This window comes from Aquitalea pelogenes (assembly GCF_041914625.1).
In the GTDB taxonomy this organism is placed as follows: domain Bacteria; phylum Pseudomonadota; class Gammaproteobacteria; order Burkholderiales; family Chromobacteriaceae; genus Aquitalea; species Aquitalea pelogenes.
On record NZ_JAYSDA010000003.1, the window covers coordinates 92,911 to 119,360 of the forward strand.

Here is a 26,450-nt window from a genome sequence, read left to right on the forward strand (position 1 = left end):
CGGTGACTCCTGATGCGGGCTTGCGAGCCCGTCTGCCTTGTCATGATGAAAAAAGGCCGGTTGCCCGGCCCTGTGTCTGTACCTGCAGGGTTCAACCTGCCAGCCAGTTGCCCGGATGCGACTCCAGCCAGGTCTTGATGTTGCGCGCATCATTGACGCGGGCAGAGTTGCCGCCTGCAGCCAGCAGCACGATGATCAGCGGCTGCGAACCCACGGTAGTCTGCATCACCATGCAGCGGCCGGCTTCCTGGATGTAACCGGTTTTCTGGACGCTGATGTCCCAGTTGCCTTCACGTACCAGTGCATTGCTGTTGCGATACTGCAGCACGCGGTTGCGTACCGACACGATCTGGTGCTCTGGCGTGGTGGTAAAGGCGCGGATCAGCGGGTAGTTGTGTGCCGCTTTTACCATGCGCGCCAGGTCATTCGCGGTGGAAGTGTTACGCAGGTCCAGGCCGGTCGGGTCGTAGAACACCGTTTCGTTCATGCCCAGGCTGCGTGCCTTCTTGTTCATGCGCTCGACAAAGGCCGCGGTACCGCCTGGCAGGGCGGTGCGTGCCAGTGTGGCGGCTGCACGGTTTTCCGAGGACATCAGCGCCAGCAGCAACATTTCCTTGCGCGGCAGGGTGGTGCCCACGGCCAGACGCGAGGTGGTGTTCTTCAGGCGGTCGATTTCCGCATCGGAAACCGATACTTCCTGATCCAGCGAAACCCCGGAATCCAGCAGCACCATGGCGGTCATCAGCTTGGTGATGGAGGCAATGGGCATGCGCTGGTGGATGTTCTTTTCGTACAGCGGTTCACCCGTGTTGCCGTTAAGAACCAGCACCGAATGCGAATTCAGGCGCGGAACGGCGTGGTTGGCCATCTGGCTGGCAACCATGACGCCAGCAGGCGGCGCGGCCACTGCCGGCATCGCCAGGGCGGCGGAAACCAGCAGGGCGGCAAATTTTCTCAGCATAAGAGATACACTCCCGTGTCTTGTCGGTGGAGATACAGCCTTGCAGAAACGCCTGTCACCACCATGTTGATGGGCAAGGATTCTTCATCTCGGCTCGTGATCGGGTTGCCTACATTTTAAACAATGTTTTGCCTCTGTGGCAGGCAATTTCACAGATAAAAATCAATGATGCGCCGGGAGTGAGTTCATCCTGTTATCGGCGTAAAATCGTCACACTTGAATCGCGCGAAAACACCATGCTGCTTACCTTTCCGGATAGTCCCTTCCGTTTGCACCAGCCCTTCCCGCCAGCAGGCGACCAACCCACCGCCATTGCCCAGCTGGTGGAGGGCCTGGAAGACGGCTTGTCCTATCAAACCCTGCTGGGGGTCACCGGTTCGGGCAAAACCTTCACCATGGCCAATGTCATTGCCCGCACCGGCAGGCCGGCCATCATCATGGCGCACAACAAGACGCTGGCGGCGCAGCTGTACAGCGAAATGCGCGAGTTTTTCCCGGAAAATGCTGTCGAGTATTTTGTTTCCTACTACGACTACTACCAGCCGGAGGCTTACGTTCCCAGCCGCGACCTGTTCATTGAAAAGGATTCCAGCATCAATGAACACATCGAACAGATGCGCCTGTCTGCCACCAAATCCATTCTGGAGCGGCCGGACTGCATCATCGTGGCCACCGTGTCGGCCATTTACGGTATTGGCGATCCATCCGACTACCACCAGATGATCCTGCATCTGAAGGAAGGGGAAACCACGCCACAGCGCAGCATCATCAGCCGCCTCACCACCATGCAGTACGACCGCAACGATGTGGATTTCGGCCGTGGTACTTTCCGGGTACGCGGCGATGTAATCGACATCTTCCCGGCAGAAAGCAGCGATACCGCCTTGCGCGTCAGCCTGTTTGACGATGAGGTGGAAACGCTTACCCTGTTCGATCCGTTGACAGGCGTCACCAAACAGCGGGTTGGCCGCTATACCGTGTTTCCGTCCAGCCACTATGTGACGCCGCGCGACACCGTGCTCAAGGCCTGCGAGAAAATCAAGCTGGAACTGGCCGAGCGTATCGAGTGGTACCAGAAGGAAGGCAAGCTGGTGGAGGCGCAGCGCATCGAGCAGCGCACCCGCTTCGACCTGGAAATGCTGTACGAGATGGGCTTTTGCAAGGGCATCGAAAACTACTCGCGCCACTTTTCCGGCCGGGCGCCGGGCGATGCGCCACCGACGCTGATTGATTACCTGCCCAAGAATGCGCTGATGTTCATCGACGAATCCCATGTCACCGTGCCGCAGGTGGGGGCGATGTACAAGGGCGATGCCGCGCGCAAGAGCAATCTGGTGGATTACGGTTTCCGCCTGCCGTCCGCCGTGGACAACCGGCCGCTGAAATTCCACGAATTCGAAAAGCTGATGCCGCAGACGGTGTTTGTGTCTGCCACACCGGCTGCCTACGAAAAAGAACATGCCGGGCAGGTGGTGGAGCAGGTGGTGCGTCCTACCGGCCTGGTGGACCCGGTGATTGAAATCCGTCCGGTAGCCACTCAGGTGGACGATTTGCTGTCGGAAATCCGCCTGCGCATGGACCTGGGCGAACGGGTGCTGGTAACCACGCTCACCAAGCGCATGGCCGAACAGCTGGCGGACTATTACACCGAGCACGGCGTGAAGGTACGTTACCTGCACAGTGATATCGACACCGTGGAGCGGGTGGAAATCATCCGCGATCTGCGCCTGGGCATGTTCGACGTGCTGATCGGCATCAACCTGCTGCGCGAGGGGCTGGATATCCCCGAAGTCAGCCTGGTGGCCATTCTGGACGCCGACAAGGAAGGCTTCCTGCGCTCGGACCGCTCGCTGATCCAGACCATAGGCCGCGCCGCGCGTAACCTCAACGGCAAGGCCTTGCTGTACGCCGACCGCATCACCGACTCAATGCGTCGCGCGATGGATGAAACCGAACGACGCCGCGCCAAGCAGCTGGCCTTCAATGCCGAGCATGGCATTGTGCCGCAGGGTATCAACAAGAAGATCAAGGACATCATCGACGGCGTGTACAGCATGGAAGACCAGCGCAAGAAACTGGTGGATGAAGCGCAAGTGGCGATGATGGACGAGAAGACGCTGGCCAGGGAAATCAAGCGTCTGGAGAAGGAAATGATGGAAGCGGCGCGCAATCTGGAGTTCGAAAAAGCTGCCCGCCTGCGCGACGAGTTGAAGGCGCTGAAGGAAAGGATGTTCATCAGCGATCTGTAAGTGCCGTACTCAGGCAAACGAAAAGCCCCGCCAGTGTAATGCTGACGGGGCTTTGTCCTGAGTGAGCCGTATTTATGCCCCCTGGGCTGCCAGTTGCTGCTTGCGGTAGCGTTGCGCCAGTACTGCGCAGGTCATCAGCTGGATCTGGTGAAACAGCATCAAGGGCAGCACGATGGAGCCGATGGGGTGGCCGGCAAACAGCACCTTGGCCATCGGCACGCCACTGGCCAGGCTTTTTTTCGAGCCGCAGAACACGATGGTGATCTGGTCGGCACGGTCAAAACCCAGCTTGCGGCTGGAGTAGGCGGTCAACCCCAGCAGGATGGCCAGCAGCAGGCCACACACGACCAGCAGGCCCAGCAAGGATTGCGGCGGGGTTTGCTGCCACAGGCCGGTTATCACCGCTGCACTGAAGGCGGTGTACACCACCAGCAGGATGGAGCCCTGGTCCACATAGCGCAGCAGCGGCTTGTGCTTGTCCACCCAGCCGCCTATCCAGCGCCGGGCAATCTGGCCGGCAATAAAGGGCAGCAACAGCTGCAACACGATGTCGGTGATGGAGCCCATGCCCTGGTCGCTGCCGTGATGGCTGATCACCAGCATGCCCACCAGCAAGGGCGTGATGAAAATGCCGAAGATATTGGACGCTGTGGCGCTGCAAATGGCCGCCGGGATATTGCCTTGCGCCATCGAGGTAAAGGCAATCGACGATTGCACGGTGGACGGCAGCATGCACAGGTAGAGCACGCCCAGATACAGCTCCGGCGTCACCAGCGGGCCCAGCAGCGGCTTGAGCGCCAGCCCCAGTACCGGGAACAGCACAAAGGTGCAGGCCATTACTGTCAGGTGCAGCTTCCAGTGGGTGGCACCGGCAATCACGGCCTCGCGCGACAGCTTGGCCCCGTGCAGGAAAAACAGCAGGCCGATGGCCAGGGTGGTAATCAGGTTCATGGCCTGGGCCACCTCGCCCTGACAGGGCAGCAGGCTGGCCAGGGTGACCGTGGCAATCAGCGCCAGGGTGAAGGAATCAATCATTTTCAGCATGAGGATGCCCTATTGCAGCGGGAAATCAGCTTGCTATTGAACCGCGAAAGCATTCAGACTACAAATTGATTTATCAGATCAATAGATAAGAAAAAGTCATGAATGTCAGTTTGCGCCAGTTACAGGTGTTCCGGGCGGTGGCACGCCTGCGCAGTTTCAGCCGGGCCGGGGACGAAATCGGCCTGACCCAGCCCGCAGTCAGCCGTTGCATTCGCGAGCTGGAAGCAGAACTGGGCATGCGCCTGCTGGACCGCACCACGCGCGAGGTGGAGCTGACCGCCGCCGGCCTGCGCTTTGCCGGCCAGCTATCCCGCTTGCTGGATGAATTGCAGCTGCTGCTGGAAGAGGCGCGCAAGGAAGGCGAACAGGCGCATGGCACCGTGCATATCGCCAGCAGCCCCACCTTGTCCGCCAGCTTGCTGCCCAGCTTGCTGGCGCAATGCGCCCGCCAGTTTCCACACATCCGTCCGGTGCTGCACGACCAGGTGCAGCGCCTGAATGTGGAAAGCGTGCGCAGCGGCGAGGTGGATTTCGGCATCGTGGTGGAGCCGGGCGTAGTGGATGATCTGGAATGCCAGCCTTTGCTGGATGACGGTTTCTGGCTGATCTGCCGCGACGACCATCCGCTGGTCACCATGGATGCCGTGCCGTGGCAGGCACTGGACGGGTTGCCGTTGGTATTGCTGGATTACAGCTCCGGCAGTCGCCCGGTGATAGACCGCATTCTGGCCAGCCAGGGGGTGCACTGCCCGGTCGCCCAGCAACTGGGGCACTCCAGTTCGGTTTTCCAGATGGTGCAGGCCGGCATCGGCATCAGCGTGTCGCCGGGCCTCGCACTGCCGCTGCCTGCCGGAGCCAGTCTGACCGTGCGACCGCTGTTGCCGGAACAGCGCCGCAGCATCATGCTGATCCGCCGACGCCATCGTTCGCTGTCGCCAGTGGCAGAGCGCTTGTGGCAGCTGGCCTTGCAACTGGGGCCGCAATTGCAGACGCTGGCCAGCCAGCATGTGGGTGGGGTGGTGGCCTGAGCCCAGGCCGACGTGATTGGTCAGTAGCGCTGGTTTTCTGCTAGCCTGCCAGCATTTTCTGCCAGCAGGCCTTACCGGATCATCCTGATGAAAAAAACACTGACTTCCCTGACCTTCTGTGCCGGCCTGTTGCTGGCAGGCTCCAGTCTGGCCGATGAAACCATTGTGCTGTTCCGCCATGCAGAGAAGCCTGCCGCTGGACTCGGGCAGCTCAGTTGCCAGGGGCTGAACCGGGCATTGGCACTGCCTGCAGTACTGGCCGCCCGCTTTGACCGACCGGCCGCCTTGTTCGCCCCCAATCCCGGCATCCGCAAGAAAGACGGCGGCGTGCCGTACAACTACATCCGCCCGCTGGCCACCATTGAACCCACCGCCATCCGTCTTGGCTTGCCGGTGAACACCGACTTTGGCCTGGATGAACTGGACGCGCTGGAGGCAGCCATCACCAGCCCGGCCAACCGGGACGCCACGGTGTTCGTGTCCTGGGAGCACCGGCTGGTGGCCAAAATGGCGGCGCAACTGCTGGCACGTTACGGCGCAGACCCGGCCCAGGTGCCGGATTGGCATTACAGCGATTTCGACAGCCTGTATGTCGTCACTCTGCAGCAGCAGGATGGACGCACCATCGCCCGCTTCCGTGTGGAAAAGCAGGGCTTGAACAATCAGGCGCAGACCTGCCCTGGTTGAAATTGATTCGGCATAATATGGCCTTGCCCATGCCAGCTTGATGCTATCGGCGACAGCTTGAGCATGTGCATATCAGGTGCGATGACGCCTTGCTGCGATGCAATATAGGTCAGACTTTTCCGAGTGATGACAGGCAGGTATAGTGCTGCCCGGCGGCATCCGTAGCGCCAGCATGCAGGCTGGCCGCGGTGCAGTCATACAGCCATGGCCGCTACTGGCCTGCACCTGGTCCATCACTTTGTCTGACACGCTCAATGATGAACGCTCCTGCCACTGTCACATTAAATCCCTGTCTGGATTGCGGCGCCTGTTGCGCCAGTTTTCGTGTTTCCTTCTACTGGTCCGAGGCGGTCAGCCTTGGCCTGCCCGATACCGCGCTGGAGCAAGCCAGCCCCTGGCATGCCTGTTTGCGCGGCACCAATCAGCCTGCACCACGCTGTATGGCCTTGCAGGGCGAAGTAGGGCAGTCCGTGTCCTGCAGCCTGTATGCCCAGCGCCCCTCGCCATGTCACGAGGTGCAGGCGGGCGATGCCCAATGCCGCAAAGCCCGGCACAAGCATGGCCTGCCGGAGCTGCCCGTTCTGGCACTCCGCCACGGCTGAAACCGGCAGCATGCCCGGGATGGTGAGATCCTCTGCCTGCCTTGCACGGTAGCCGGCTTGCTGTTGGTCTAAATCGTGATAAAGCCATGATTTAAATCCTAAGTGGCTTAATAACCGGTGTCTTTTCCAGTTTAATGCTGTATGAGTTTTGCTGCCTGTATTGTTCCGTGCACAGGGTGTGCATCGCTCAGGTCGGCTCAGCCTGATCAAATCAGCTACCGCAAAGCCTGTTTTCTTTCTATAACCCTGATATTGGGAGCGGGTAATCTTCATTCATTAATTTAAAGTTGAACAAAAATGACGAACAGAAGCCGGTCGCCGTGGAAGGTTTTCCTGTTTGCCCGCTTGTGCTATCTGCTGCTTGGTTTTGCCATTGTGCTGATTGCCAGCGAGTGGGCCATGCAGCGCTGGTCCGCCGGGCGTCTGGCTACTGCGCGCGAGCAGGTGATCCAGCAAGAAGCCATGCCGCAGCTGGAACACAAGCAAAAGCTGGTGCAGGACATGTTCAATACCATGTATGAAAACACCCGCACCATCAGCCTGATGCCCAGCGTGCGGCAAATCCGCGGGGGTAACCGGGCGGATGAAAAAGAAGATGTGGTGGCCAATCACCGCTTTACCGCCGATGCCTTCCTGACCGTGCAGCAGGTGTTCAACAATCTGGTCAGCCGTACCCGGGTGTCAGAAGTTTATGCAGTCATGGACGGGCTGGACTTCAAAAAAGGCCAGGTGCCTTTTTTCATGTTTGATACCGTGCGACTGGAGCCGGAAGCTGCGAAAAAAGAGGAAGACGAAGCCAAAAGCAAGGACCCGGACGTCCCCGAGCAACTGGAAGACGAGGAATACAGCTATTTCCCCACCCAGTTGGCCGAGCTCAAGGCAGCGCACCCGCGCTTTGATTTCAAGGTGCTGGATGATATCCCGGCGGTCACTTCGCCGCTGATGCGCACCTGCGACAATACCCAGTACTACTCCAAATCCCAGTGCAATGTGTATGACGCTTCCGGCTTCCTGTATTCCGTGCCGGTCTACGATATGCAGCACCAGTTCATCGGGGTGGTGTCGTCCATCGTGCGCGCCAATGTATTCGAGGCAGCGTTGCTCAACATGCCTTTCCTGGTTCTTACCCCCAAAGACAAGGAAGAAGCGGCCAAAACCGGGCTGAAAATGCCGGAGGAGGCCGGTAATTTTGCGCTGGTGAATGCCGAGCGCGGCATCCGTATTTTCGACCGCCGCAATACCGTACTGCCCGACTTGCTCAGTGGCAAGCAACAGGCGGCTGCGCTGGGTGGTGCCTGGCTCAGCCTGCCCGTGAAAATCCATAGCGACAAGCCGTGGACGCTGTACTACTACCTGACTCCGGCGCAGCTGGAACGGGAGCTGGCTCCCTTGTATGCCAGTCAGCGCAATACCATGCTGGTGGTGCGACTGGTGCTGGGCCTGCTGTTCCTGTTCGGGCTGTTCGTGGTGTACCGCCAGTATCAAACCTTCAAGCAGATTTACGATCTGCGCCGCATCGAATCCACCATGATTGCCGTGGCGGAGAACTTCGACCTCACCCGGCGGGTGGAAGGCCTGTGCAGCAAGCAGGCGGCCAGGGCAGGCGAGGCCCTCAATCGCCTGTTGCAAGCCCTGCAGGACGGCATGTTGCAAGTGGAAACCTGCCTGCAGGCCGTGGTGGAAGCTAACCGCAATATGGGCGTTACCTCACAGCATTTGAGCACGGTGGCCGAAACGGGCGAGCGGGCGTCGCAGCATATTGACCAGTCCTTGCAACAATTGAACGGAGGCATGCTGGACATCCTGCGCAAGGTGGACAAGGCCGCCACGCTGTGTAGCGATTCGGCCGAGCGTGCACACCAGAACAAGGCCATCATTCATACCGCGCTGAATGACATCCGCTCGGTGTCTGCTGCGGTGGGACAAACCGCCAGCTGCCTGCATCAGTTGCAGGACTCCAGCGCCGCCATTACCAGGATTGTCGCCGTCATCGAATCCTTGGCCGCGCAAACCAATCTGCTGGCACTCAATGCCGCCATCGAAGCTGCGCGTGCCGGTGAAGCCGGGCGCGGTTTTGCCGTGGTGGCCGACGAAGTGCGCAAGCTGGCGGATTCCACCAGCCGTTCCACTGGCGAAATCGAGACCATCGTCAAATCCATTGGCAGTCAGGTGCAGCTTGCCGTGGCGGACATGCAGCAAGTGGAAGACAGCGTGGCCACCAGTGTGGACAACATCAACCTGGCTGGTGAGTCGGTACAAACCATCAGCCAGCAGGCGACAGAGGTGGTGCAACTGGTGGGCGGGGTCAGCCAGAACGTGGCCGAACAACAACAAAGCTGCGCCGAACTGGCGGATGATGTAAGCGGTATTGCCGGTGGTGCCTCGGAAACCCGCAGCGAGGCCGATGCCACGGCCCATGCGCTGGCCAAGCTGGATGGGCAAGTCGAACAGATACATGGCATTGTCAGCCGCTTCCGCCTGCGCTGATCATGATCAAGGCTCGCCGGGTCATGCAGCTGCCCTACTACCGATGGTGTATGGCAATGTGGTGTGAGTGCATTTATGTTCGACTGCACCGGGCTGTGTGTCATGCTCAGTCAACAAGGCATATCAACAAAACAGTATCTGCTGTCCTTACATCTTGAATTAGGGTCATCGCAGCATGGTTGCTCCCGCAAGAACCCGTTTCATCCGGCTGGTGGTCTGTGCCTATTGCGTGCTGGCCATGCTGTGGATATTGCTGTCCGACAGTCTGCTTTCCTTGCTGGCCGACCCCGCCACCATGCTGGAACTCTCCACCTGGAAAGGTACTGTCTTCGTGCTGATGACGGCAGCGCTGCTGTATTTCTCTTTGCGTGCCGTACCACCTGCCGAACACAATGCCGCTGCCGGCCTGCTGGAAAGCTGGTCGGAGCGCATGAGCAAGGAACGCATCCCTGCCTGGCTGGGCTATGTGTTTGCCATTGTTGCCGTGCTGGCGGCATTGGGCCTGCGCCAGCTGGTGCCCATCAGCATTTATCAGCGGCCCATGTTCATCATGCTGATGTTCCCGGTATTGGTGACTGCCTTGTTGGGAGGCATGGGGCCGGGCTTGCTGGCTACCTTGCTGGTCATGCTGGGTACAGACCTGATGGCCACGCCACACTTCCACAGCCCGGAAAGTACGCCGGTTTATACCTTGCAATGGGGTTTTCTCGGCCTGTGCGGCGTCACGGTCAGCCTGTTCAGTGGCATGCTGCGACGACTGGCACAGCGCAACGAAACCCATCGTAACCTGCTGGATGCCGTGGTCAGCGGCACTTCCGATGCGGTGTTCGTCAAGGACAGGCAGGGCCGTTACCTGCTGGTGAATGAAGCGGCTTGCCGTTTTGTCGGTCACACGGCAGCAGAAATCATCGGGCAGGATGACCGCGCCTTGTTCGATGCCGAATCGGCTGACAGCCTGATGCGCAGTGACAGCGCCATCATGCAGGCAGGCACATTGCATGCGCATGAGGAGCATCTGTGGCTGCAAAGTGGTGAGGACATGGTGTTCCAGGTCAGCAAAGGACCGGTGTTCGATCTGGACGGCCAGGTGGTGGGCCTGTTCGGTATTTCGCGTGATATCTCGCGGCACAAGCAGGCCGAGCAGCGCCTGCGCGACAGCGAGGCGGAGCTGCGGGCAGCGCAGCGGCTGGCCGGTATCGGCAACTGGAGCTGGGATGTGCTGCAGGACAAGCACAACTGGTCCAGTGAGATCTACCACATCTATGGCCGCTCGACGGACTTGCCGCCGGCGGTGTATCCGGAAGTGGCCAGCTACTTTACCCCGGAGAGCTGGGTCAGCCTGTCGGCGCTGGTGGAACAGTGCCTGCATGACGGCCATGCCTACCAGTGTGATGCCGAGGTGATTCGCCCGGATGGAGAGCACCGCTGGATCACCGCCCGCGGCGAGGCGGTGTGCGATGAAGATGGCCGCGTGGTGCGTTTGCACGGCACGGTGCAGGACATCAGTGAGCGCATGCGCCTGACCATGCAGATCCGCAGCAGCGAACGCCGCCTGCAACAAGTGGTGGAGGCCACCAGCGACGGTTTCTGGGACTGGGACCTGCGCACCGGTTATGTCTATCGTTCGGCCCGCTATTTCTCGCTCACCGGCTATGCGCCGGAAGACGATACCCATGACGTGTCTTTCTTTCGCAAGCTGTTGTTCAGCGATGACCTGGAAGTCTGGCAGCAGGCCCTCAACGCCCACCTGCGCGGCGAAACCAGCCAGATGGAGTTTGACATCCGCCTGATGACCCGCAGCGGCGAGTTGCTCTGGGTACGCGTGCGGGGCAGGGCGGTGGAACGCAGCCCCAGCGGCGAGGTGTGGCGGCTGGTGGGCACGCTGTCCGACATTACCGAACGGCGGCGGCTGGATGAAGACCTGCATCTGGTGCTGAATGAAGCAGGCGATGCCATCTGGATTGCCGATGAAAACGGCCATTACCTGTTTGCCAATCCTTCTGCCTGCCGCATGACCGGCCACAGCCAGTCGCAGATACTGCAAATGCACATTGTCGATTTGCTGGCACCTTCCAGCCAGGCCACGCTGCCCGCACATCTGCTGGCCTTGCAGGACCAGCGCTTCATCCGCTCCGAATGGGAGCTGAACCGTGCCGATGGCGGCGTGGTGGTGACCGAGCTGACCACCGTGCGCATGCAGGATGGCCGTTACATGGCCTTTGGCCGCGACCTGACGGAAAAGAAAGCGGCCGAGCAAAGGCTGTTGTCTCGCGAGCAGCAACTGGCGCGGGTGATTGAAGGCTCCGACCAGGGCTATTGGGACTGGAACGTGCAAACCGACGATTTCCAGGTCAGCCACCGCTGGAAAGCCATGCTGGGCTACACGGCAGACAGCGGCCCGGTCAGCCGGCAGCAGTGGTTGTCCCACATCCACCCGGAGGATTTGCCGCAGGTGGAAAGCAGCATGCAGCGCCATCTGGATGGTCTCAGCCCGACATATGAAATGGAAATGCGCTGCCACAGCCTGAGCGGTGGCTGGCGCTGGGTGCTGTCACGCGGCCGGGTGGTGGAGCGCGATGCCGAAGGCCGGCCATTGATGATGTCCGGCACCCATACCGACATTACCGAACACAAGATTCATGCCCAGGCGCAAAAAGAAGCCGCCGTGGTGTTCGACAGCAGCTACGAAGGCATCATGGTGGTGTCGCCGGCAGGGCGCATCACCAAGGTCAATTCCGCCTTTACCCGCATCACCGGGTATGCCGAACACGAAGCCATCGGCAGCTCACCCGCGCTGTTGTCCTCCGGTCAGCACGGACCGGCCTTCTATCAGGACATGTGGGCCATGGTGCGCCAGCATGATTTCTGGCGCGGCGAAATATGGAACCGGCGCAAGAATGGCGAACTGTATGCCGAGTTGCTGTCCATTTCGGTGGTGCGTGATCAGGCCGGCCAGATCCAGCACTATATCGGCATTTTTTCCGACATCACCCAGCTCAAGGCGCATGAGGCCGAACTGGATCGCATTGCCAACTTCGACCCGCTCACCGGCGTACCCAACCGCCGGCTGCTGTCAGACCGCATGGAGCAGGCGCTCACCCGCAGCCGTCGCACCGGACAGTGCTGTGCGGTGTGTTTTCTCGACCTGGACGGCTTCAAGACCGTCAACGACCTGCACGGCCACGAAGCGGGCGACCAACTGCTGATTGCCGTGACCGAGCGGCTGAAGTCGGTGCTGCGTGCTGGCGATACCCTGGCCCGGCTGGGTGGCGACGAGTTTGTACTCTTGCTCTGTGACCTGACCGACAACGAGGAGTGCATGCCGATTCTGGATCGCATTCTGGCAGCAGTGGCAGAGGAAGTAGCGCTGGCCAGCGCCATCATCCGTACCAGTGCCAGCGTGGGTGTCACCCTGTTTCCGCAAGACGATGCCGATGCCGACACCCTGTTGCGACATGCCGATCAGGCCATGTATCAGGCCAAGGAAGCAGGCAAGAACCGCTACCAGCTGTTCGACCCGGAGGGCGACCGCAAGGCACAGCTGCATCGCCGCATGTTGGAGGCCTTGGGGCAGGCTTTGCAGCAACAGCAATTCCTGCTTTACTACCAGCCCAAGGTGGATCTGCAAGACGGTCGGCTGATCGGTCTGGAGGCACTCATCCGCTGGCAGCATCCGGAACGGGGCCTGCTGGCCCCGGCAGACTTCCTGCCGGTGTTGCAGGGCAGTGCGCTGGAAATCACCTTTGGCCGCTGGGTGCTGGAGCAGGGCGCGGCCCAGGCTGCCAGCTGGCAGCAGCAGGGCATGCCGCTGGCGGTCAGCCTGAATGTCAGCGCCAACTATCTGCTGCACCCGGATTTCTGCCCGGACTTGCAACAGGTATTGCGCAGCCATCCGGCGCTGGATCCGTCCTTGCTGGAACTGGAGGTGCTGGAGTCAGCTGCGCTGGATGACATGGACCAGGCATTGTGGGTCATGCAGCAATGCCGCACCCTGGGTGTGCATTTTGCACTGGACGATTTTGGCACCGGCTATTCCTCGCTGACTTATCTGCGCAAACTGCCGCTGGATACCCTGAAAATCGACCAGAGCTTTGTCATGGGCATGCTGGATGATGCTGACGACCTGGGCATCGTGGCCGGGGTGATTCAACTGGCTGCCGTGTTCAAGCGCCAGGTGATAGCCGAAGGCGTGGAAACCATGGCGCATGGCATGGCCCTGCGCAAATTGGGCTGCAGCCTGGTGCAAGGTTATGGCATTGCGCGGCCGATGCCGGCACAAGCACTGCCGGACTGGATGCGGCAGTGGCAGCAGCAGGCGGCCTGGCAGCAAATGGATCAGGGTCCGGCTATCTGAAGCATTGAGCAAGGGCAAGAATGATAACAAGACGAAATGCCGTGTTTGGCTTGTGTACATTGTTGTGCAGTGTGTTGCCGCAAGGCGTGAGCGCGGGGAGTGGTCGCGCCGTGGTGTTGCAGATCGGCTTTGGCAGCAACAAGCCTCCCTATGTGTTCGAGGCTGAGCGGCGCGGACTGGAGTTTGACATCGTGGTGGCCGCAGCACGCCGGGCCGGTATGGAAGTACAGCCTTTCTTTGCCCCGATGGAGCGCTTGCAAGGCATGTTGCAGCAAGGGCGTCTGGACGGTATTGCCACCACCAATCCCTACAGCAGGCTCAAGGCTTATTTCTCCCAGCCCTATATGGAATACCACAATGTGGCGGTCGCGCTGGCGCAGCGCAAACTGGTGCTAAACGATATTGCCGACCTGTCACGTTACTCCGTCAGCTCATTCCAGCGCTCCCGCCAGTTGCTGGGGCCGCAATTCGAAGCCATGGCCAATGGCAACCCGCGTTATCGCGAAGAGGGTGACCAGCAAATCCGCAACCTGCTGCTGTACGCTGGCCGGGTGGATGTCATTGTTGGCGATTGGCGCATCATCCAGTATTTCAACCGCCTGTTACCTCCCGATCTGGTGGCCAGACAAGCCCTGACCGTCTATCCGCTGTTTCCGGCCACCCCCTACCAGATGGCCTTTCGCTATCAATGGCAGCGTGACAATTTCGACCGGGGCCTGGAAATGCTGCGCAAGTCTGGCGCATACCGCGAGATCGAAGCGCGTTACGACCATGTGCCATAGCGACTGCGCCGGACAGCCGCCCGGAATGCTGGCACAATGCCGCCTTTTCGCCGATCTCCCCGTCGTCAAGGAAGCCGCATGACCGCCAAGCCGCCTGCCCGGCACAAACCCGCCCCTGCCGGGCTGCATCCGCGTAATCGCCATCAGGGACAGTATGATTTTGCGGCGCTGATTGCGGCCTGCCCGGCGCTCAAGTCACATGTCAAGGCCAATCCGCACGGCCTGCCCAGCATTGATTTTGCCAACCCGCAGGCGGTGAAGCTGCTCAACCGGGCCTTGCTGGCCCAGCAGTATGGCGTGCAGCAGTGGGATATTCCGTCAGGCTATCTGTGCCCACCCATTCCGGGGCGTGCCGATTACATTCATGCCCTGGCCGACCTGTTGGCCGGGCCGGGTGGTACGGTGCCACGTGGCAGCCAGATCCGCCTGCTGGATATCGGTACCGGTGCCAACCTGGTCTATCCCTTGCTCGCCCATGCCGAATACGGCTGGGATTGCGTGGGTAGCGATATCGACCGCCCGGCGCTGGACAATGCCCAGGCCATCTTGCAGGCCAATCCGGCCTTTGCCGCCCATATTGCCTTGCGCCACCAGATGCGGGACGACGCCATGTTCAGTGGCATCTGGCAAAAGGGCGAGCGCTTTGACCTCACCCTGTGCAACCCGCCGTTTCATGCCAGCCGTGCCGCCGCCGCCGCAGGCAGCGAGCGCAAATGGCGCAACCTGGGCAAGGGCAAGCAACTGGCCAGTGCGCGTGCACCAGCGCTGAATTTTGGCGGGCGTGATCGTGAGCTGTGCTATCCGGGCGGTGAAGTTGCTTTTGTCAGCAGGATGATTGAGGACAGCCGCCGTTTTGCCCGGCAATGCCTGTGGTTTACCAGCCTGGTTTCCAGTGCCGACAGCCTGCCCGCCTTGCAAGCCGCCTTGCGTCATGCCGGAGTGAAACAAAGCCAGCTTGTTGCCATGGCGTAAGGACAAAAGCGCAGCCGTGTGCTGGTATGGAGCTTTCTGGATCAGGCCGCCCGGCAAGCCTGGGTCGCCGGACGCAATCAGCAAGACAGCCGGGATGCCAGCGCCTGCTGATTGGTTTATGTTGAAACAACAGCGCCTTCTGCTTTTGTGGTGGAGGCCGACAAGCAAGAACGGGAAGTCATGGACAAGCCATACGCGATTCTGATGGTCTGCATGGGCAATATCTGCCGTTCACCTACGGCGGAAGGCGTGTTGCGTGCCAGATTGCAGCAAGCCGGACTGGCGGAGCGGGTGCAGGTGGATTCCGCCGGTACGCATGCCTATCACGTGGGCGAAGCGCCGGATCCGCGCAGCTGTCAGGCCGCCCGTCGGCGCGGTTACGACCTGAGCAGCCAGTGTGCCCGGCAGGTCACCGTAGCCGACTTCAGCCGCTTTGACCTGATTCTGGCCGCCGACCGCCAGAACATGAGCGCACTGCGCGCCATCTGCCCGGCCACGGTACAGGCGAAACTGGATTACATCCTGGCCCCGCTGGGCGGGAAAACCGCACAGGAAGTGCCCGATCCCTACTATGGTGGAGAGCAGGGCTTTGACCGGGTACTGGACCTGATCGAAGCCGCCAGCGATGGCTGGATACGCCAGCTGCAACAGGACGGAATCCTTCCGCCCGCCAGGTGATTGTATTGGCATAATGCCGGGCTGGGCTTAAGCTAGGCTCCCACAGCAAGGCCGATACGGCTGGAATCATTGCAAGGAAATAAATGGGACAGTTTTCTCGGGAACCAATCGCACCAATGGAAGTGGTGCCCAGTCACAGCGCGGACGTCATCCTGCCGCGTCAACCGGGGCGAACCCCGCTGGCGCGCCAGACCGTCATCGTGGTGGGCTCCTCCACCGGGGGCACCGAAGCATTGCGCGTCCTGCTCACGGCCCTGCCGGCCAACATGCCGCCCATTCTCGTCACCCAGCACATGCCGGAGCTGTTCACCAAGTCCTTTGCCGCACGGCTGGACTCGTTGTGCCAGCTGCATGTGAAAGAAGCCGAAGATGGCGAGCGGCTGCAGGCCGGCACGGTATACATTGCCCCCGGCCACTCCCACCTGCTGGTCAAGTCTGCTCCCACCATCGGCTACTCCACCTCGCTGCATCACGGGCCGCCGGTCAACCGGCACCGTCCTTCTGTCGATGTGCTGTTCCGTTCGGCGGCCAATCTGGTGGGCAAGAACTGTATCGGCGTCATCCTCACCGGCATGGGGCGGGATGGCGCGCAAGGCATGCTGGAACTCAAGGAGGCCGGGGCCTATAACATTGCCCAGGACGAAGCCAGTTGTGTGGTGTTTGGCATGCCCAAGGAAGCCATCGCCCTGAAAGGCCAGCACGAAATCCAGCCTCTGACATCGATTGCCAGCCGCCTGGTGGCGCTGGTGGCCCAACGTCAGCCAACTGCATAAGCACATACAAGCAAACATGATGAAGTTGCCCATTCTCGTTGTCGAAGACGACGCCGATCTGCGTGAAGCGATTGTCGATACCCTCAGCCTGGCCGGTTATCCCACGCTGGAAGCCGGTGATGGCAGCGCTGCCTTGCAGCAACTGAAAAAAGCACCGGTCGGCCTGATCATTTCCGATGCGCAGATGGCCCCAATGGACGGCTACACGCTGTTTGAAGAAGTAAAAATCCGTTATCCGGGCGTGCCCTTCATCCTGATGACGGCCTACGGCATCATCGAACGCGCTATCGCTTTGTTGCGCGCCGGCGCCACCCACTATCTGCTCAAGCCATTCGAGCCGGCCAGCCTGATTGCCGAAGTGGAAAAGCACATCCTCAAACTGCCGGAGGGCGAGCGCGACGAAGCCGTGGCCGAATCGCCGCAAATGCGCCAGCTGCTGGCACTGGCCAGCCGTGTGGCCGGCAGCGATGCCAGCGTGATGATCACCGGACCCAGCGGCGCGGGCAAGGAAGTTCTGGCGCGCTACATTCACCGTCACTCCAAGCGCCACGACGGCCCCTTCGTGGCGGTGAACTGTGCCGCCATTCCGGACAATTTGCTGGAATCCACGCTGTTCGGCCACGAAAAAGGCGCATTTACCGGCGCGGCACAAGCCTTGCCAGGCAAGTTCGAACAGGCGCAGGGCGGTACCATCCTGCTGGATGAAGTCACCGAAATGCCCTTGTCGCTGCAAGCCAAACTGCTGCGGGTGCTGCAGGAGCGCGAAGTGGAGCGGGTGGGCAGCACCCGCACCATCAAGCTGGACATCCGCGTGCTGGCTACTTCCAACCGCGATGTTGCCGGTGAGGTGGAGGCCGGTCGTTTCCGCGAAGACCTGTATTTCCGGTTGAATGTTTTCCCGCTGCGCATTCCGGCGCTCGCCGAGCGGCGCGAGGATATCCTGCCGCTGGCACGGCTTGTGCTTAACAAATACGCTGAAGCGGCCGGACGTTCCGGATTAAGCCTCTCCGAAGAGGCGGAACGTCAATTGACGGCCTATAGTTGGGAAGGTAACATCCGCGAATTGGAAAATGTCATGCAGCGGGCGGTGATTCTTGCCGCCGGGCCGGTAATTATTGCCGCCGACCTGTTGCTGGATGATGTTTCCGGTTCGACACCGCTTACCCGGACAGAAACCACAGTCCAGCCTATCGTGACGGCAGAGTCCGACATGAAAACGCTGGAAAAACGTCATATTCTGGATACACTGGCAGCAGTGGGAGGCATCAAGAAGCTCGCTGCTGAAAAACTGGGCATCAGTGAACGCACCTTGCGCTACAAATTGCAGCGCTACCGCGAAGAAGATGGCCAGGATGAGGATCCGGATGACCTGGACGTACGCAGTACGGAGTAGCCATGTCGATCAATAATGTAGACCAGATGTTGAGCGAACTGCGGGCCGCATCGGCCCTGGCCGGTGGCAAGCCGGCCGCGCAGACGCAGGAAACGTCGCAAGTTGACTTTGCCGATGTTCTCAAATCCACCATTGAGCAGGTGAATTCTGCTCAGCAAACTTCGCAGGAAATGCAGAAGCAGTTCGAGTTGGGAGATGAGGGGGTTAACCTGCAGGACGTGATGGTCTCCTTGCAGAAAGCCAGCCTGTCGTTCCAGACCATGGTCCAGGCGCGCAACAAGCTGGTGTCCGCCTATCAGGAAATCATGAATACCCAGGTATAGCCTGGCCGTCACCCCATGCTGTGGTTGCCGGCAGTGGCTGTGCCTGAAACTAAAACCACTGTATGGCTGATCTGGCAGAACAAAACCCGACTCCTGTTTGGCGAACCCGGCTCAATGAAGCAACCGACCGCTTCAAGTCGCTTCCCAACAATAAAAAGATCCTCTTCCTGGTGGCCCTGGCCGCCATTTTCTCTGTCATTGTCGGTGCAGTTGTCCTGAACCGGCAGCCCAGCTATAAAATCCTGTTTTCCAATATTGCCGACCGCGACGGCGGTCAGGTCACGGCTGCCCTGCAGCAAATGAACATTCCTTATCAGCTGGGCGATGGCGGGACCGTATCCGTGCCGGCTGACAAGGTATATGACGCCCGTTTGCGTCTGGCTGCCCAGGGCCTGCCCAAGGCCGGGGGTGTCGGCTTCGAACTGATGGGCAACCAGAAGTTCGGCATCAGCCAGTTTGCCGAACAAGTCAATTACCAGCGCGCCATTGAGGGCGAGCTGGCCCGCACCATCGAAGCCATCGGTTCGGTGGAATCGGCCCGCATCCACATTGCCATTCCCAAGCAAAGCGTATTTGTGCGCGACCAGCAACAGCCAACCGCCTCGGTGATGCTGAACCTGTTCCGCGGCCGCACGCTGGATCAGGGCCAGGTGGCCGGCATCGTGCACCTGGTGTCCAGTGCCGTGCCCAATCTGCCGGTGAAGAATGTCACGGTGGTGGATCAGGACGGCAACATGCTGTCCAAGCTGTCCGACAAGGACACGGCCGGCATGGACCAGACCCAGCTTGGCTATGTGCGCCAGGTGGAAGATGGCTACGTTAAGCGTATCGAAAGCATTCTGGAACCCATATTCGGCCAGGGAAACATTCATGCTCAGGTAACGGCCAATGTGGATTTCTCCGAAGTGGAGCAGACTTCGGAGAGCTATCGTCCCAACTCTTCACCCAATCCGTCCGCCACCCGCAGCCAGCAAATCGTGGAGCGGCTGGGTAGTGGCGCTGCCAATGCTGGTGGCGTACCCGGAGCACTGTCCAATCAGCCTCCATCTGGTGCTTCCGCTCCGATTACCTTGCCGCCGGGTGCTGCGCCGGGTACCGCCACCTTGTCCGGTCAGGCCATGGGCCAGTCCGGTGCGCTGGAGCGCGACATCACCACCAATTACGAGGTGGACAAGACCATTCAGCACACCAAGATGCCGCAAGGCGTGGTGAAGCGTCTGTCTGCAGCCGTGGTGGTGAACTACCGCAAGATGCCGGACAAGAACGGCGAGATGAAACCGACGCCGCTGACTGCCCAGGAAATCCAGCAGATCAACAATCTGGTCAAGGAAACCATGGGCTACAACAGTCAGCGTGGTGACACGCTGAACGTGGTGAATGCCGCCTTTGCCGATGCGGCGGTGCCAGTGACCATGCAGGAGAAAGTCACCGACTACCTCACCAACAATGCCTCCAGCCTGATCAAGTACGCCTTGCTTACCATTGCCGTACTGTATTTGCTGTTTGGTGTGGTGCGGCCTATCGTCAAGGACCTGGTCAAACCGCAGGATGCCGTCAAGAAAGGCCCGGATGGCAAGCCGCTGGTAGATGCCGGTGGGCGCTTGCTGGCCGTTGCCGGTGACGATGAGGGTGGTGCCGAGGGTGCGGCTGCCGGCGGCAAGGGTGCCGTGGCGACCAACCCGGATGGCACGCAGGAAAATCCGAAGGATGCCCAGATGCGTCAGTACAACCAGAATCTGGAAGCCGCTCGTGAGCTGGTGAAATCTGACCCGCGCATGGCAGCCCAGATCATCAAGGAATGGATAAGCTCCGATGAGTGATAACGGTGTGCACCGCAGTGCGGTTCTGCTGTTCAGCCTGGGGCAGGCCGAAGCGGTTGAAGTGTTCAAGTATCTGGGCCCCAAGGAAGTGCAGAAGATTTCGCTGGCCATGGCGGCCATCAATAATCTGAGCTACGACCAGATCGATGACATTGTCGGCAAGTTCCGCGAAGAGTGTGCGGCACGGGCCAGCATCGGCGCGTCGGACGAATACCTGCGCAATGTGCTGATCGAAGCCCTTGGCCCGGACAAGGCGGCCAACCTGCTGGACAAGATCATGCAGGGCAACGATCACAGCGGTATCGAAAGCCTGAAGTGGATGGACCCGTCCTCGGCAGCCGACCTGATCCGCCACGAGCACCCGCAGATCATTGCCACCATCCTGGTGCATCTGGAGCCGGACCTGTCCAGCTCCATCCTGTCCTTCTTCCCGGAGCGGCTGCGCAACGAGGTACTGATCCGTACCGCCACGCTGGAAGGCGTGCAGCCGCAGGCGCTGCGCGAACTGAACGACGTGCTGACCCAGCTGTTGTCCGGCTCGGACCGCATCAAGAAGAGCGCCTCCGGCGGCATCAGCCTCACGGCGGAAATCCTCAACTTCATGGGTTCCAATGTGGAAGGTTCGGCGCTCAACTACATCCGCGAGTACGACCCGGAACTGGCGCAACGCATCCAGGACAAGATGTTCGTGTTCGAGAACATTCTCGACATCGACGACCGCTCCATCCAGACCATCCTGCGCGAAGTGCAGTCCGATTCGCTGGTGGTGGCGCTCAAGGGCACCAGTGCCGAACTCAAGGACAAGATCTTCCGCAACATGTCGCAGCGTGCGGCCGAAATGCTGCGTGACGATCTGGAATCCAAGGGACCGGTCAAATTGTCCGAGGTGGAAGCCGAACAGAAGGAAATCCTCAAGGTTGTCCGCAAGCTGGCCGACGATGGCCAGATCGTGCTAGGCAGCAAGGGTGGTGACGAAGGCCTTGTCGAATAATCCCATCATTCCGGGTGAGCAACTGCAAGGCTGGCAAAGCTGGACGCCAACCGAGCTGACCCAGGGCGACGACGGTTTCAGCCCGACCCAGCTGGCCGGGCTGGAAGCCCTGCGCCGCCATCTGGAGCAGGCACCCACGGTAGCCGATGCCCAGCGGGCAGAAGGGGAGGAGGAGCCATCTTCCCCGGGCGAAAATGCGCCTGAAGCCGAAGAGCCGGCTGCTTCCGGTTATCCCACGGCCTCCGAGCTGGAAGCCATTCACCAGGAAGCGTGGCAGACCGGTTACGACGAAGGGGCGCAAGCGGGCCATGCCGAAGGTTTGTCCATGGGCTTGCAGCAGGGGCATGATCAGGCTGCGGCGCAATTTGCCCAGCTGTGGACGCCGATGCAGGATCTGGCTGCCAGTTTTGCCCGTGAAATCAACCGGGTGGAAGAGGAGCTGTCCGGCACCTTGCTGTCACTGGCCATGCAGCTGGCCGAGCGCCTTGCCGGTGAGCATCTGGCACAAAGTGATACTGCGATCATCGCCCAGCTGCGTCAGGTACTGGGCGAGCTGCCTGCCACCATGAGCCAGGCCCGGCTGCGGGTGAACCCGGCCGACCTGGAAGCCGTGCGGCAGTTCCTGCAACAGGAAACCCCGGAAACCCAGTGGCAGTGGATTGAAGACCCGCATATCCAGCGCGGCGGCTGCATCATCGATACCGCGGCCTTGCAGCTGGACCTGCGTCTGGCTTCGCGTCTGGCTGCACTGCGCAGCGCCATGGGTCTGGATGCCGAACACAATGACTACCCTGATTGACCGCCAGCGTTCCTTTCTGAATGACTGCATGCAGGCTGCACAGGAAGCACCGCTATGGCAGCCGTGCGGGCGTTTGCTGCGTGTCACCGGCATGGTGATGGAAGCCACCGGCATCAAGCTGCCGGTTGGTAGCGCCTGTCAGGTTGAACTGGCGGACAACCATGTGGTGGAAGCCGAAGTAGTGGGTTTTTCCGGTGACCGGGTATTCCTGATGCCGCTGGCCAATGTGCACGGCTTGCTGCCCGGTACGCCGGTGCGGCCGATGACGCCCTGTCATCCGCCCAGCTACGGGCAAAGAGTGGTTTCCGCCCGGGTCAACGGCCCGGCCGGGCGTCAGGTGCCGGTCGGTGAAAGCCTGCTGGGCCGCATTCTCGATTCGCTGGGCCGTCCGCTGGATGGCAAGGGCCCCATTCATCCCGAAGCCTATTTCCCGCTGCACAGTCAGCCAATGAATCCGCTGGACCGCTCGCCGGTAAAGCAGGTGCTGGATGTGGGGGTGCGTGCCATCAACGGCCTCTTGACGGTAGGGCGCGGCCAGCGTCTCGGCCTGTTTGCCGGCTCCGGTGTCGGCAAGTCGGTACTGCTGGGCATGATGGCCCGCTTCACCCGCGCCGATGTGGTGGTGGTGGGGCTGATTGGCGAGCGGGGTCGCGAGGTCAAGGACTTCATCGAGAACATTCTGGGCGAGGAGGGCATCGCCCGCGCCGTGGTGGTGGCGGCTCCTGCCGACATGCCGCCGCTGATGCGCCTGCACGGCGCAGCTTATGCCACGGCCTTGGCCGAGTATTTCCGCGCCCAGGGCAAGGACGTGCTGTTGCTGATGGATTCGGTCACCCGTTACGCCATGGCGCAGCGTGAAATCGCACTGGCCATTGGTGAGCCGCCGGTGACCAAGGGCTATCCACCCTCGGTGTTTGCCCGTCTGCCACAGTTGATTGAACGGGCCGGTAATGCGGCAAATGGCGGCGGCTCGATTACCGGCTTTTATACCGTTCTGTCCGAAGGCGACGACCAGCAAGACCCGATTGCCGACTCGGCACGGGCCATTCTGGATGGTCACTTCGTGCTGTCGCGCGAGCTGGCCGAAGCAGGGCACTACCCAGCCATCGACATCGAACAGTCCATCAGCCGGGTGATGGTGGATGTAGTGCCGCCCAAGCAGATGGATCAGGCACGCTACTTCAAGCAGCTGTACTCACGCTACCAGCGCAATCGCGACCTGATCAGCGTGGGGGCTTATGTGCCGGGTTCCGACCCGGTACTGGACGAGGCCATGCGTCGCCAGTTGCAGATGACCAGCTTCCTCACCCAGCCCATGCATGAATCCCAGGACTACACCACCAGCCAGTTGCAACTGGAAAGCGTGCTGGCGTAAGGCGCTTAGGCCATGGCACAGAGCAAATACACCTTCCTGATCAAGCTGGCCGAGGACAAGCAGGCTGCGGCAGCCGAGCGCATGCGCCAGGCGCAGGCCAAGGTGCTGGACGCGATGAACCGGCAGGAACAGCTGGAAAATTTCCGCAATGAATACCGCGAGCGGCTGACCACCGGTGGCATGAAGGGCATGAGCATTGCCCAGTGGCAGGACTTTCAGAAATTCCTGGGCCGGCTGGACGAAGCCGTGCGCATCCAGCAGGGCGATACCGAATTTGCCAAGCAGCGCTTCATCATGGAGCGACAAGCCTGGCGCAACGAGCACAAAAAGCTCAAGGCCTACGAAAAACTGCTGGAACGGGAACTGGAGCGCGAGCAGCTGGTACAGGCCCGCCGCGAACAAAAAACGACGGATGAATTTGCCACCCGTCGTTTCTGGGACCAGACCCACGGCGACGATTGAGTCGCACCTGCAGGGTCTTTGCACTCAGGCCGGCAGCAAATGCGCCCGGCCCTGCACGGCAATCCCCACCATGCTGCCCGGAGAGGGCAGATTCCAGCTGCTGGTGCGCAATTGCAGCACGGTATTGTCGTGCGGTAATTGCAGGTCGATCAGGCTGTCATGGCCACCGAAATCACACTCCAGCACGCGTGCCTGTGCCTGGGATTGCTGACTGCCTGCCATTTGCAGTTCCAGCTGTTCCGGCCGCAGCATGATGCGCCCCTGGCCGCTGAACTGGCTGTCATTCACTGCAATCGCGCCCAGCCCACACTCGGCCTTGCCCTGATGAATATGCGCCGGCAGGATGACCGCCTCGCCCAGAAACAGCGCCGTGGCTTCATCGGCAGGTTGGCTGTACAGCTGTTGCGGGCTGCCGGACTGAATCAGCCTTCCCTGACGCATTACCGCCAGCTGGTCGGCAAAGGACAAGGCCTCGGCCTGATCGTGAGTGACCAGAATGGCGGTGATGCCGGCATCACCCAGCAGTTGCGCCACCATCTTGCGCATGGCGGCACGCAATCCGGTATCCAGCGCCGAGAACGGTTCGTCCAGCAGCATCAGCCGTGGTTGCTGGGCCAGTGCCCGCGCCAGCGCAATACGCTGCTGCTGGCCACCGGATAGCTGATGCGGCCAGCGTTGCAGCATGGCCTGGTCCAGCGCCACCATGTCCAGCAGCTCGGCAATGCGCCGATTGCGTGCTTCGCCTTTGAGTGTCAGGCCGAAACCGATATTGTCCGCCACCGTCAGGTGGGGAAACAGCGCGCCATCCTGGGCCACATAACCGATGCCGCGCAAATGGGCGGGCAGGGCCCGGCCATCGGCTGCCAGTGTTTGCCCGTCCAGGGTGATGCTGCCCTGGTCCGGGTGTTCGAAACCGGCAATCATGCGCAGCAAGGTGGTCTTGCCCGAGCCGGACGGGCCGACAATGGCGACGCGACTGGCTGCCGTGCAGCTCAGCGATACATCCTGTACCGCCTGGGTGGCGCCGTAGTGTTTGCTCAGGTGTTGCAGGTGCAGGGAAGTCATCGTCCGGCACTCCGTTTGGAATGGTCATGCAAAAGCCAGGTGAGTGGCAGCGATAGCAGCACCATCAGCAAGGCATAAGGTGCGGCCATGATGTAGTCGATTTCACTGGTCATCGCCCAGAAGCCCGTGGCCAGCGTGCGCGTGCCATTGGGTGCCAGCAGCAAGGTGGCTGTCAGCTCGTTGCTGATGGCCAGGAACACCATGGCAAGGCCTGCCGCCGCGCCCGGCGCAGCCAGACGCAAGGTGACCCGGCGCAAGGCCTGCCCCGGTGTGCTGCCCAGACTGCCCGCTGCCTGTTCCAGCTCGGCCGGTGCCTGGGCAATGCCGGCCCGCAGGCTGACCAGCGCGCGGGGCAGAAACATCAGCAGATAAGCCAGCAAGATGGTGAAGATGGTCTGGTAGAGCGGCCGGGCGTAATGGATGGTGATGGTGACCAGAGCCAGCGCGGTGACTATGCCGGGCAGGGCGCTGGTGATGTAGTTGCAGCCCTCCTGCAGCCTTTGCAAGCGACTGACAGCACGCACCGACAACCAGGCCAGCGGCACGGCGGCCACCACGGTCAGTACGGCACCAAGCGCACCCAGCTGCACCGTCTGTTGCAGTGCAGGCCACAGGCTGTCGTTTTGCCAGGCTTCAATGCCACCTTTCCACAGCCAGTGACCCAGGGTGATCAGCGGCACCCCCAGGCTCAGTGCGGCGGATAGCAGGCACAGCAGCAAGGCCGGCAGTGTCCATGCACCCAGACGAACCGGGGTGATCTGCCGCGCCGAGCCGGAACCCAGCCGGGCGTAGCGTGCATTGCCGCGTGTTCCCGCCTCCAGCCACAGCAGGCCCAGACAGCACAGCGCCAGTACACCGGCCAGCATATTGGCTGCCGGGCCGTTAAAGCTGGACTGGAACTGATCGAAGATGGCGGTGGTGAAGGTGTCAAAGCGCAACATGGCGTACAGGCCGTATTCGGCCAGCAGGTGCAGGCTGATCAGCAGGCCGCCGCCCCAGATGCCCAGCTTGAGTTGCGGCAGGGTAACGCGCCGGAACACCGCTAGCGGAGTCAGGCCCAGCGAGGCTGCGCTGTCTTCCAGTGCCGGGTCCATGCGGCGCAAGGCGGCGGTAACCGGCAGGTAAATGAATGGCGTGTAGGCAATCACCGACAGCAGCACAGCCGCGCTGACGCCATTGAAAGCAGGCAGCAGGCTGATCCAGGCATAGCTATGCACAAAGGCGGGCACGGCCAGCGGGGCCACCGCCAGAGCGCGCCAGCAGCCACGTGCCGGCAGGGTGCTGCGTTCGGTCAGCCAGGCCAGGCTGACGCCCAGCAGCGTGCACAGCGGCACGGTCAGTACTACCAGCAAACTGGTATTGAACAGCAGTTCGGCCACCCGTGGCCGGAACACCAGTTGTACGACGGTGCTCCAGCCGGTCTGGATGGAAATGGCCACAATGAACACCACCGGCAACAAGGCCAGCAGTGAAACCAGCAAGGAGCTGCCTTGCAGCCAGAGCGGCACTTGCCGCCCCGGCCGACGCAGTCCTGCCGTGCTGGTCGGGCTGTCATGGGCGGCCAATCCGCCCTGTGCAGTACGGGAAGACGATGTCGTCATGTGT

21 protein-coding genes are annotated in these 26,450 nt (G+C 60.9%); 17 read left to right on the forward strand and 4 right to left on the reverse strand.

Annotated elements, in window-relative coordinates; genetic code table 11:
• Nucleotides 1-91 precede the first annotated feature (91 nt).
• Nucleotides 92-961 carry a serine hydrolase gene (locus ACE3SE_RS03770; RefSeq protein ID WP_374553956.1) on the reverse strand — a complete coding sequence of 290 codons (870 nt, stop codon included), beginning with the start codon at nt 959-961 and terminating at the stop codon, nt 92-94.
• A gap of 236 nt (nt 962-1,197) precedes the next feature.
• Between ACE3SE_RS03770 and uvrB the strand changes: the two genes are divergently transcribed.
• Complete coding sequence (gene uvrB, locus ACE3SE_RS03775) at nt 1,198-3,210, forward strand: excinuclease ABC subunit UvrB (protein ID WP_374553957.1); 2,013 nt, start codon at nt 1,198-1,200, stop codon at nt 3,208-3,210.
• Nucleotides 3,211-3,282: 72 nt separating this feature from the next.
• Here the strand turns inward: uvrB and ACE3SE_RS03780 are convergent, their stop codons facing one another.
• The gene (locus ACE3SE_RS03780; RefSeq protein WP_374553958.1) at nt 3,283-4,254 is read right to left on the reverse strand and encodes a bile acid:sodium symporter family protein; all 972 of its coding nucleotides are present in this window, start codon (nt 4,252-4,254) and stop codon (nt 3,283-3,285) included.
• Between the two features lie 98 nt (nt 4,255-4,352).
• On the opposite strand from ACE3SE_RS03780, the gene ACE3SE_RS03785 reads away from it, so the two are divergent.
• The 16 genes from ACE3SE_RS03785 (at nt 4,353) to fliJ (ending at nt 23,780) form a co-directional block, all read left to right on the forward strand.
• Entirely contained in the window at nt 4,353-5,282 is a 930-nt protein-coding gene (locus ACE3SE_RS03785) for a LysR family transcriptional regulator (protein WP_374553959.1), read from the forward strand.
• A gap of 87 nt (nt 5,283-5,369) precedes the next feature.
• Nucleotides 5,370-5,969 (forward strand): hypothetical protein, encoded by a 600-nt coding sequence (locus ACE3SE_RS03790; RefSeq protein WP_374553960.1) that lies wholly within the window; start codon nt 5,370-5,372, stop codon nt 5,967-5,969.
• A 254-nt stretch (nt 5,970-6,223) separates the two neighbouring features.
• A complete protein-coding gene (locus ACE3SE_RS03795) occupies nt 6,224-6,571 on the forward strand; it encodes a YkgJ family cysteine cluster protein (RefSeq protein WP_374553961.1) in 348 nt (115 codons plus the stop codon).
• 297 nt (nt 6,572-6,868) lie between these two features.
• Nucleotides 6,869-9,058: a methyl-accepting chemotaxis protein gene (locus tag ACE3SE_RS03800; protein ID WP_374553962.1), complete on the forward strand. Its 2,190-nt coding sequence runs from the start codon at nt 6,869-6,871 to the stop codon at nt 9,056-9,058.
• A 175-nt stretch (nt 9,059-9,233) separates the two neighbouring features.
• On the forward strand, nt 9,234-13,412 hold the full coding sequence (locus ACE3SE_RS03805) for a PAS domain S-box protein (RefSeq protein WP_374553963.1): 4,179 nt from the start codon (nt 9,234-9,236) through the stop codon (nt 13,410-13,412).
• A 20-nt stretch (nt 13,413-13,432) separates the two neighbouring features.
• Entirely contained in the window at nt 13,433-14,194 is a 762-nt protein-coding gene (locus tag ACE3SE_RS03810) for a substrate-binding periplasmic protein (RefSeq protein ID WP_131354570.1), read from the forward strand.
• A gap of 78 nt (nt 14,195-14,272) precedes the next feature.
• Entirely contained in the window at nt 14,273-15,166 is an 894-nt protein-coding gene (gene rlmF / locus ACE3SE_RS03815) for a 23S rRNA (adenine(1618)-N(6))-methyltransferase RlmF (RefSeq protein ID WP_374553964.1), read from the forward strand.
• Between the two features lie 180 nt (nt 15,167-15,346).
• The gene (locus tag ACE3SE_RS03820; protein WP_374553965.1) at nt 15,347-15,844 is read left to right on the forward strand and encodes a low molecular weight protein-tyrosine-phosphatase; all 498 of its coding nucleotides are present in this window, start codon (nt 15,347-15,349) and stop codon (nt 15,842-15,844) included.
• An 83-nt stretch (nt 15,845-15,927) separates the two neighbouring features.
• A complete protein-coding gene (locus tag ACE3SE_RS03825; RefSeq protein ID WP_045848358.1) occupies nt 15,928-16,617 on the forward strand; it encodes a chemotaxis protein CheB in 690 nt (229 codons plus the stop codon).
• A 16-nt stretch (nt 16,618-16,633) separates the two neighbouring features.
• A complete protein-coding gene (locus ACE3SE_RS03830; protein ID WP_374553966.1) occupies nt 16,634-18,010 on the forward strand; it encodes a sigma-54-dependent transcriptional regulator in 1,377 nt (458 codons plus the stop codon).
• Nucleotides 18,011-18,012: 2 nt separating this feature from the next.
• Complete coding sequence (gene fliE, locus ACE3SE_RS03835) at nt 18,013-18,333, forward strand: flagellar hook-basal body complex protein FliE (protein WP_045848356.1); 321 nt, start codon at nt 18,013-18,015, stop codon at nt 18,331-18,333.
• Nucleotides 18,334-18,395: 62 nt separating this feature from the next.
• A complete protein-coding gene (fliF, locus tag ACE3SE_RS03840) occupies nt 18,396-20,153 on the forward strand; it encodes a flagellar basal-body MS-ring/collar protein FliF (RefSeq protein WP_374553967.1) in 1,758 nt (585 codons plus the stop codon).
• Nucleotides 20,146-21,144 carry a flagellar motor switch protein FliG gene (fliG, locus tag ACE3SE_RS03845; RefSeq protein ID WP_045848354.1) on the forward strand — a complete coding sequence of 333 codons (999 nt, stop codon included), beginning with the start codon at nt 20,146-20,148 and terminating at the stop codon, nt 21,142-21,144. The genes fliF and fliG overlap by 8 nt, the downstream gene beginning before the upstream one ends.
• Nucleotides 21,134-21,943, forward strand: a complete 810-nt coding sequence (locus ACE3SE_RS03850) for a FliH/SctL family protein (RefSeq protein WP_239689611.1) — start codon at nt 21,134-21,136, stop codon at nt 21,941-21,943. Before fliG ends, ACE3SE_RS03850 begins: the two co-directional genes overlap by 11 nt.
• Nucleotides 21,927-23,318 carry a flagellar protein export ATPase FliI gene (gene fliI / locus ACE3SE_RS03855; protein ID WP_131354555.1) on the forward strand — a complete coding sequence of 464 codons (1,392 nt, stop codon included), beginning with the start codon at nt 21,927-21,929 and terminating at the stop codon, nt 23,316-23,318. The genes ACE3SE_RS03850 and fliI overlap by 17 nt, the downstream gene beginning before the upstream one ends.
• A 12-nt stretch (nt 23,319-23,330) precedes the next feature.
• On the forward strand, nt 23,331-23,780 hold the full coding sequence (gene fliJ / locus ACE3SE_RS03860) for a flagellar export protein FliJ (RefSeq protein WP_045848351.1): 450 nt from the start codon (nt 23,331-23,333) through the stop codon (nt 23,778-23,780).
• Nucleotides 23,781-23,804: 24 nt separating this feature from the next.
• Here fliJ and ACE3SE_RS03865 read toward each other — a convergent pair whose 3' ends face one another.
• Complete coding sequence (locus tag ACE3SE_RS03865) at nt 23,805-24,845, reverse strand: ABC transporter ATP-binding protein (RefSeq protein WP_374553968.1); 1,041 nt, start codon at nt 24,843-24,845, stop codon at nt 23,805-23,807.
• A complete protein-coding gene (locus tag ACE3SE_RS03870; RefSeq protein WP_374553969.1) occupies nt 24,842-26,446 on the reverse strand; it encodes an ABC transporter permease in 1,605 nt (534 codons plus the stop codon). Before ACE3SE_RS03870 ends, ACE3SE_RS03865 begins: the two co-directional genes overlap by 4 nt.
• Between the last annotated feature and the right edge of the window lie 4 nt (nt 26,447-26,450).

Excerpts from the sequence above, each read along its gene's own strand:
- ACE3SE_RS03785 (WP_374553959.1), top strand. The coding sequence starts at position 4,353 with ATGAATGTCAGTTTGCGCCAGTTACAGGTGTTCCGGGCGGTGGCACGC.
- ACE3SE_RS03805 (WP_374553963.1), top strand. The coding sequence starts at position 9,234 with ATGGTTGCTCCCGCAAGAACCCGTTTCATCCGGCTGGTGGTCTGTGCC.
- ACE3SE_RS03790 (WP_374553960.1), top strand. The coding sequence starts at position 5,370 with ATGAAAAAAACACTGACTTCCCTGACCTTCTGTGCCGGCCTGTTGCTG.
- ACE3SE_RS03780 (WP_374553958.1), bottom strand. The coding sequence starts at position 4,254 with ATGCTGAAAATGATTGATTCCTTCACCCTGGCGCTGATTGCCACGGTC.
- rlmF (WP_374553964.1), top strand. The coding sequence starts at position 14,273 with ATGACCGCCAAGCCGCCTGCCCGGCACAAACCCGCCCCTGCCGGGCTG.
- ACE3SE_RS03830 (WP_374553966.1), top strand. The coding sequence starts at position 16,634 with ATGATGAAGTTGCCCATTCTCGTTGTCGAAGACGACGCCGATCTGCGT.
- fliF (WP_374553967.1), top strand. The coding sequence starts at position 18,396 with ATGGCTGATCTGGCAGAACAAAACCCGACTCCTGTTTGGCGAACCCGG.
- fliG (WP_045848354.1), top strand. The coding sequence starts at position 20,146 with ATGAGTGATAACGGTGTGCACCGCAGTGCGGTTCTGCTGTTCAGCCTG.
- fliI (WP_131354555.1), top strand. The coding sequence starts at position 21,927 with ATGACTACCCTGATTGACCGCCAGCGTTCCTTTCTGAATGACTGCATG.
- ACE3SE_RS03870 (WP_374553969.1), bottom strand. The coding sequence starts at position 26,446 with ATGACGACATCGTCTTCCCGTACTGCACAGGGCGGATTGGCCGCCCAT.
- ACE3SE_RS03800 (WP_374553962.1), top strand. The coding sequence starts at position 6,869 with ATGACGAACAGAAGCCGGTCGCCGTGGAAGGTTTTCCTGTTTGCCCGC.
- ACE3SE_RS03795 (WP_374553961.1), top strand. The coding sequence starts at position 6,224 with ATGATGAACGCTCCTGCCACTGTCACATTAAATCCCTGTCTGGATTGC.
- ACE3SE_RS03825 (WP_045848358.1), top strand. The coding sequence starts at position 15,928 with ATGGGACAGTTTTCTCGGGAACCAATCGCACCAATGGAAGTGGTGCCC.
- uvrB (WP_374553957.1), top strand. The coding sequence starts at position 1,198 with ATGCTGCTTACCTTTCCGGATAGTCCCTTCCGTTTGCACCAGCCCTTC.
- ACE3SE_RS03820 (WP_374553965.1), top strand. The coding sequence starts at position 15,347 with ATGGACAAGCCATACGCGATTCTGATGGTCTGCATGGGCAATATCTGC.
- ACE3SE_RS03865 (WP_374553968.1), bottom strand. The coding sequence starts at position 24,845 with ATGACTTCCCTGCACCTGCAACACCTGAGCAAACACTACGGCGCCACC.
- ACE3SE_RS03770 (WP_374553956.1), bottom strand. The coding sequence starts at position 961 with ATGCTGAGAAAATTTGCCGCCCTGCTGGTTTCCGCCGCCCTGGCGATG.
- fliJ (WP_045848351.1), top strand. The coding sequence starts at position 23,331 with ATGGCACAGAGCAAATACACCTTCCTGATCAAGCTGGCCGAGGACAAG.
- fliE (WP_045848356.1), top strand. The coding sequence starts at position 18,013 with ATGTCGATCAATAATGTAGACCAGATGTTGAGCGAACTGCGGGCCGCA.
- ACE3SE_RS03810 (WP_131354570.1), top strand. The coding sequence starts at position 13,433 with ATGATAACAAGACGAAATGCCGTGTTTGGCTTGTGTACATTGTTGTGC.